Here is a 6109-nt window from a genome sequence, read left to right as displayed (position 1 = left end):
CCCCCCCCCCCCCCCCCCCCCCCGCCGCAGGCCCGCTCTTGCGCCACGGCGGTGCGCTTCCCATCTCGTCGGCAGAACGATCCGAAGGAACCGCAGATGCACCCCCCTTTTTTCCCGTTTGCCGGACTGGCGCTGGCTGTCGCCCTGGGGTGCGCCCTCGCCGTCCCGCTTCGTGCCGAGGAGGTCGGCCGCGTCGGCGTCGACTGGACTGGCAATGACATCGTGATCGACGCTTTCGACGATCCGAAGGTTCAGGGGGTCACCTGCCATGTCGCCTATTTCGACCGCTCGGTGATCGACCGGCTGAAACAGGGCAACTGGTTCGAAGACCCGTCGAACGGCGCGATCTCGTGCGAGCGCACCGGACCGGTCGTTCTGGGCGACATCGCCCGCGGGCCGAAGGGGGAAAGCGTGTTCTCGGAACGGCGCTCGCTGATCTTCAAGAGCCTGCGCGTGACGCGGATCTATGACGAACGGGCGCAGACACTCATCTATCTGACTCATGCCGCAGAACTGGTCGAGGGCTCGGCGAAGATGTCGATCTCGACGGTGCCGCTTTACGACGGGTCGGACGTGCGCTGAATATCGGGCGCGCGCTGAACCTCGTCGTCATAGGGGATGACCTCGGCGCGGCACACGGCATCGTTGAACCGCGCCACCAGCCCGGCGAACGCGGTAACCTCCTGGTCCGTCCACCCGCAGAGCAGCTTGCTCAGCCCGCGCCGGCGCATCGCCTGCATCTCGCTGCAGCGCAGGACGCCAAGGGCCGACAGCTCCAGAAGGGCGCTGCGCCCGTCCTCGGGGTGCGGCGTGCGGATGAGGTAGCCCAACCGTTCGAGCGCCGCGATCTGGCGCGTCACCGTCGAATGATCGAGCCGCAGCCCCACTGCCAGATCGCCGCTGGCGCGCGGCCCGTCGCGCAGTTGCAGCATCAGAAGATACTGCGCCCGCTCGACCGGATACTTGCGCCGCCGATACAGACTTTCGAGCCCGCGCAGCAAAAACGCCATATCCTGTTCAAGCAGCGCCACTGCCGGGCCGACGGTCCCGGTTTCATCCCGATGCGCGGTCATGTCTCTCTCCCCCGGCCTCTCCGGCCGCCGTTTTTCCGGTCCGAAGCCCAGCATCGCAGCACCGTCCGTTTGGACACACCTGCGCCATCGCGGCATGGGCGTCAAGCGACAGGCGGGTGCGGCACGGTCATAGCAGCCTCCCGCCCGGGAGAGATCAGTCTCAGATCCCGCCGTCGAGCGGCTCGAACGCGGCCGCGCTCGCCCGGCGCCAGCGGTTCAGATAGCCGAAACGGTCATCGTCCTCGCGCAGCAGGAAGCCTTCGGGCATGTAGGGATAAACCTCGTCGCCGACGACCATGTTGCGGTCCTTCTCGCGCATCAGGAAGTGCTGCGGCATGAACTTGCCCGGATGGTCGAGGCCGGCGGCGCCGGTCATCTCGGCCAGCGCCTTGAGCGTATTGCGGTGGAAATTCGCCACCCGCACCGCCTTGTCGGGCACCACCAGAGCACGCTGACGCGACTTGTCCTGTGTCGCCACGCCGACGGGGCAGCGGTTGGTATGGCACGACTGCGCCTGAATGCAGCCGATCGCGAACATGAAGCCGCGCGCCGAATTCGCCCAGTCCGCGCCGAGCGCCAGCACCTTCGCGATATCGAAAGCGGTGATCAGCTTGCCCGAGGCGCCAAGCCGGATCCGGTCGCGCAGACCGGCACCGCGCAACGTATTGTGGGCAAACGTCAGCCCCTCGATCAGCGGCATCCCCATGTGATTGGCGAATTCTTGCGGCGCGGCGCCGGTGCCGCCTTCCTTGCCGTCGATCACGATGAAGTCGGGCGTCACACCGGTTTCCAGCATCGCCTTGACGATGCACATGAACTCGCGCCGATGGCCGATGCACAGCTTGAAGCCCACGGGCTTGCCGCCCGACAGCTCGCGCAGCTGAGTGATGAACGCCATCATTTCGAGCGGCGTCGAGAACGCCGGATGCGAGGCGGGCGAGATGCAATCCACCCCCATCGGCACGCCGCGGGCCTCGGCGATCTCGGGGCTGATCTTGGCGGCCGGGAGCATCCCGCCATGGCCCGGTTTCGCGCCCTGGCTGAGCTTGATCTCGATCATCTTGACCTGAGGGCTCGCCGCCTGGGCGGCGAATTTCTCGGGGCTGAACGAGCCGTCGTCATTGCGGCAGCCGAAATAGCCCGAGCCCACCTCGTAGATCAGATCGCCGCCGCCCTGCCGGTGATAGCGCGAGATACCGCCCTCGCCGGTGTCATGGGCAAAGCCGCCGGCCTTCGCCCCGGTGTTCAGCGCCAGGATCGCATTCGCCGAAAGCGCGCCGAAGGACATCGCCGAGATGTTGTAGATCGACAGATCGTAGGGCTGACGGCAATCCGGCCCGCCGACGCGGACGCGAAAATCGGCGTTCTCGATGTGGCGCGGGCGAATCGAATGGGTCATCCACTGATAACCCGATCCATAGACCTGCATCTTGGTGCCGAAGGGGCGCGCATCCTCGACATTCTTGGCGCGGGTATAGACGATGGTGCGCTCATCGCGCGAGAACGGCACCTCTTCCTCGTCGTTCTCGATCAGATACTGGCGGATCTCGGGGCGGATTTCCTCGAACAGGAAGCGCAGATGGCCGATCACCGGATAGTTGCGCAGGATCGAATGCCGGGTCTGCGCGATATCCCACAGCCCGAGCAGCACCAGACCGAGGCACACCGCCGCCCAAAGCCAGGCCCAGGGCGACCAGATCGTCAGCACAAGGCAGCCGAGGCAAAGCAGGGCCGCAAGCCCAAGAGCCGAGAATCGCAGATATTTTCCGTGCATAGGTCCCCTCGTCGACAGTCGCGGCCGGTCGTTTCGGCCCACACCCTAGACGAAAGAACCGGGCTGTCCACCCATGCCGGCCTCATCCGTGCCGGACGTGAACGTCATGGCCATGGACAGAGGGAAGACCGGCCTCAGTGCCGGCGCGCGTGGCGCCGGAACCGGATCGAGGACAGGAAGGACAGACCGATCAGCACCGCGCCGACAAGGCCGGTCACCGCTTCGGGCACATGCACCAGCGTCTGGAAGAACATCACCACCGACAGGATCAGGATCGACCAGAAGGCGCCGTTCTCGAGGTAACGGAACTCGTTCAGCGTGCCCTTCTCGACCAGCATGATGGTCATCGAACGCACATACATCGCCCCGATGCCCAGCCCGATGGCGATCAGGAACAGGTTCTGGGTCAGCGCGAAGGCGCCGATCACCCCGTCGAAGCTGAACGAGGCATCGAGCACTTCGAGATAGAGGAACGCGCCCAGACCCGCGCGCGCCATCTCGCCGCTTTCGGCCGCGCGGTCGAGCAGCTGGCCGAGGATCTCGACACCGAGGAAGGTGCAGATCCCGGCGATGGCGGAGAACAGGAACGTGTCCTCGGTCCCCGCGGGCAGCAGCCAGGTGAACAGCATGATCATCACCAGCACGATGCCGATCTCCAGCCCCTTGATGCTGGCGCCCGCGCGCATCCGTTTCTCCAGCGCGGCGATCCAGTCGACCTCCTTGCCCGAGTCGATGAAATAGGTCAGCGCCACCATCATCAGGAAGGCCCCGCCGAAGGCCGCGATCGAGACATGGGCGGAGCCTACGATGCGGGCATATTCCGCGGGCTGCGTCGCGGCGAGGCGCAGCGCCTCGATCGGGCCGATACCGGCGGCGATCACCACCACGGCGAGCGGGAACAACACCCGCATCCCGAACACCGCGATCACGATGCCCCAGGTCAGGAACCGGTGCCGCCAGGCCGGCGCCATGTGCTTCAGCCGGTTGGCGTTGACGATGGAATTGTCGAAGGACAGCGAGATTTCCAGCACCGCGAGGATCGCCGCGACCAGGAAGAACGACAACGCCCCCGAAAGCGAACCCGAATAGCTCCAGCCGAGCCACAGCGACAACAGCAACCCCACGGCGGTGAAGGCAAATGCCCCACCGAAATACTTGAACGCCGATGCCATTGCCGAGCCTTCCCTGTGCGTAAGCCATCATTCCCGCCGCGCATCCGAAGCACGGCACGGGATTTCGCACGAAATAGGATCTCACGGCACAGTGTTCAACCCGGCGTTCGGGCCGATGCGCCCCGGATCAGCCGCGCGCCCGCCGGGTCCAGCCGTAAAGCGCGATCATCTCGGTCGCGACATGGGCGCCGGCGATGGCGGTGGCACCGGTGGTGTCATAGGGGGGCGAGACCTCGACCACATCGCCGCCGACCATGTTAACCCCGCGCAGGCCGCGCAGGATCTCGGCCGCCTGCCAGGACGCGAGCCCACCCCACACCGGCGTGCCCGTGCCCGGCGCGAAGGCCGGATCGAGGCAATCGATGTCGAAGGTGATGTAGCACGGCCGCTCTTCCACCGTTTCGCGGATGCGTTGGATGACCGCATCGACGCCAGAGCGGTGCACGAACGGCGCATCGAGGATCTGCACCCCGAGCGTATCCGGGTTGTCGGTGCGGATCCCGACCGAGACGGTGGTCTCGGGCCGCACGATTCCTTCGCGGATCGCCTTGTAAAGAAAGGTGCCGTGGTCGATGCGGTTCGGATCGTCATCGGCCCAGGTGTCGGAATGCGCGTCGAACTGGATCAGCGAGACGGGGCCGAATTTCGCCGCATAGGCGCGCAGGATCGGCAGCGCGATGAAGTGATCGCCGCCAAGGGTGATCGTGCCTGCCCCCGCCTCCAGAATGCCGGCGATGTGACGCTCGATCAGGCCGGGCACGGCGGGCACATTGGCGTAATCGAACGGCATGTCGCCGTAATCGACGATATCGAGCTCGGTGAACGGATCGTAGCCCCAGCCATAGGGCGCATCGAAGGCCTGCAAGGTCGAGGCCTCGCGGATCGCGCGCGGCCCGAAGCGCGTCCCCGGCCGGTTGGTCACCGCCTGATCGAAAGGCACCCCGGTGATCGCCAGATCCGCCCCGCTCAGATCCTTGGAGTAGCGCCGACGCAGGAAGCTGAGCGCGCCCCCGAAGGCGTTCTCATAGGCCAGACCGCGCCGGTCGGTCCGGGTGAAGGCCATGTCGACCTGTGTCTTCGCGTCTTCAAGGGCCATCGTCGTCTCCGCCGGCTGAGGGGTGGGATCAGTGATCTCCCGCGGGCACCGGCGCCGTCAAGCCCCCCGCAGCCAGCTGGAAAGACACATATCTGATCCAAGTCAAATCGTGACCGGGACAGGACAGATAAGATGCACGCCAAAGGCCGAAATCCCTCGGCCATTCCGTAACGAGGCCGAGGCATGAGACTGACGATCCGTAGCAACCTGGCGATGCGCACCCTGATGTTCTGCGCGGTCAACCCCGGCCGCATCGTGCGCAAGCACGAGATCGCCGAGGCCTGCAACGCCTCGGAAAACCATCTCGCGCAGGTGGTCAACACGCTCGCCCAGCTCGGCTTCATCTCGACGCAGCGCGGCCGCGCGGGTGGCCTGACCCTCGCCCATCCGGCAGCGGACATCCGCGTCGGTGCCGTGCTGCGCGCCTTCGAGGCGAGCCTGCCCTTCGCCGAATGCTTCGACGAGAGCGCGAACACCTGCCCGCTCGCCAAGGCCTGCCTGTTCCGCGACGCCCTTGCGGCTGCCGTCGAAGCCTTTTATGCGACGATGGATCGCTGGACGCTGGCCGATCTGGTCGCCGACAACACCGCGTTGCAGCATCTTCTGGCGGTTCCGGGCCGCGACATCCGTCCGACCTGCGCCGGCCGCAAGCCGCATCTGGAGCTGCAGGCGGCGGTTGCGTAACATTTTCGAGACTTTCCCGGCCCGATCCGCTGCGACATATTGACGCAACGTCACACATTGCATAAATGCCTGTCACTTACGATCTGAACCGCCTCGCAGAGGCAGTAAACAGTTGAGATGAGGCACAAGATGCAGATGTCGCAGCAGATGGGTTCCGCTCCCGCTCAGGCTCCGGCCGAGAACAGCAAGCAGCAGCAGGCTCAGGCTCCGAAGCCGGCGCAGCAGCAGGGGTCGACCTACCGCATGACCGACTGGGCGTCGATCTGACCCCTCGGGTCGATCCACCCCGACATTGGCGGAACGTTCCGCC

The 6109-nt window shown here is 65.8% G+C and carries 7 protein-coding genes; 3 read left to right on the top strand and 4 right to left on the bottom strand.

Features of this window, described 5'->3' with window-relative positions; genetic code table 11:
- Nucleotides 1-96 precede the first annotated feature (96 nt).
- Entirely contained in the window at nucleotides 97-582 is a 486-nt protein-coding gene (locus CG50_RS07585; RefSeq protein WP_051909697.1) for a CreA family protein, read from the top strand.
- Here CG50_RS07585 and CG50_RS07580 read toward each other — a convergent pair.
- From CG50_RS07580 to speB, 4 genes are all read right to left on the bottom strand, one after another.
- Nucleotides 558-1073, bottom strand: coding sequence for a MarR family transcriptional regulator (locus CG50_RS07580; protein WP_051909695.1), 516 nt, complete (start codon nucleotides 1071-1073; stop codon nucleotides 558-560). The genes CG50_RS07585 and CG50_RS07580 overlap by 25 nt on opposite strands.
- 160 nt (nucleotides 1074-1233) lie before the next feature.
- Nucleotides 1234-2847, bottom strand: coding sequence for an FMN-binding glutamate synthase family protein (locus CG50_RS07575; RefSeq protein WP_036636641.1), 1614 nt, complete (start codon nucleotides 2845-2847; stop codon nucleotides 1234-1236).
- A 134-nt stretch (nucleotides 2848-2981) separates the two neighbouring features.
- On the bottom strand, nucleotides 2982-4019 hold the full coding sequence (locus tag CG50_RS07570) for a DUF475 domain-containing protein (protein ID WP_036636639.1): 1038 nt from the start codon (nucleotides 4017-4019) through the stop codon (nucleotides 2982-2984).
- Nucleotides 4020-4146: 127 nt separating this feature from the next.
- The gene (gene speB / locus CG50_RS07565) at nucleotides 4147-5115 is read right to left on the bottom strand and encodes an agmatinase (protein WP_036636636.1); all 969 of its coding nucleotides are present in this window, start codon (nucleotides 5113-5115) and stop codon (nucleotides 4147-4149) included.
- Between the two features lie 183 nt (nucleotides 5116-5298).
- Here speB and CG50_RS07560 point away from each other — a divergent pair, with 183 nt between their 5' ends.
- Together CG50_RS07560 and CG50_RS17035 are read left to right on the top strand one after the other, a co-directional pair.
- Nucleotides 5299-5799 carry an RrF2 family transcriptional regulator gene (locus tag CG50_RS07560; protein WP_036636633.1) on the top strand — a complete coding sequence of 167 codons (501 nt, stop codon included), beginning with the start codon at nucleotides 5299-5301 and terminating at the stop codon, nucleotides 5797-5799.
- Between the two features lie 129 nt (nucleotides 5800-5928).
- Entirely contained in the window at nucleotides 5929-6066 is a 138-nt protein-coding gene (locus CG50_RS17035; protein ID WP_161785392.1) for a hypothetical protein, read from the top strand.
- The last annotated feature ends 43 nt before the right edge of the window (nucleotides 6067-6109 follow it).

The sequence above is a fragment of the Paenirhodobacter enshiensis genome (assembly GCF_000740785.1).
GTDB classification, from domain to species: Bacteria; Pseudomonadota; Alphaproteobacteria; order Rhodobacterales; family Rhodobacteraceae; genus Rhodobacter; species Rhodobacter enshiensis.
The sequence above is the reverse complement of the archived record's forward strand: the minus strand, read 5'-3'. Positions and strand labels throughout refer to the sequence as shown.

Coding starts and splice junctions, on each gene's coding strand:
- CG50_RS07560 (WP_036636633.1), top strand. CDS start 5,299: ATGAGACTGACGATCCGTAGCAACCTGGCGATGCGCACCCTGATGTTC.
- speB (WP_036636636.1), bottom strand. CDS start 5,115: ATGGCCCTTGAAGACGCGAAGACACAGGTCGACATGGCCTTCACCCGG.
- CG50_RS07575 (WP_036636641.1), bottom strand. CDS start 2,847: ATGCACGGAAAATATCTGCGATTCTCGGCTCTTGGGCTTGCGGCCCTG.
- CG50_RS07585 (WP_051909697.1), top strand. CDS start 97: ATGCACCCCCCTTTTTTCCCGTTTGCCGGACTGGCGCTGGCTGTCGCC.
- CG50_RS07580 (WP_051909695.1), bottom strand. CDS start 1,073: ATGACCGCGCATCGGGATGAAACCGGGACCGTCGGCCCGGCAGTGGCG.
- CG50_RS07570 (WP_036636639.1), bottom strand. CDS start 4,019: ATGGCATCGGCGTTCAAGTATTTCGGTGGGGCATTTGCCTTCACCGCC.
- CG50_RS17035 (WP_161785392.1), top strand. CDS start 5,929: ATGCAGATGTCGCAGCAGATGGGTTCCGCTCCCGCTCAGGCTCCGGCC.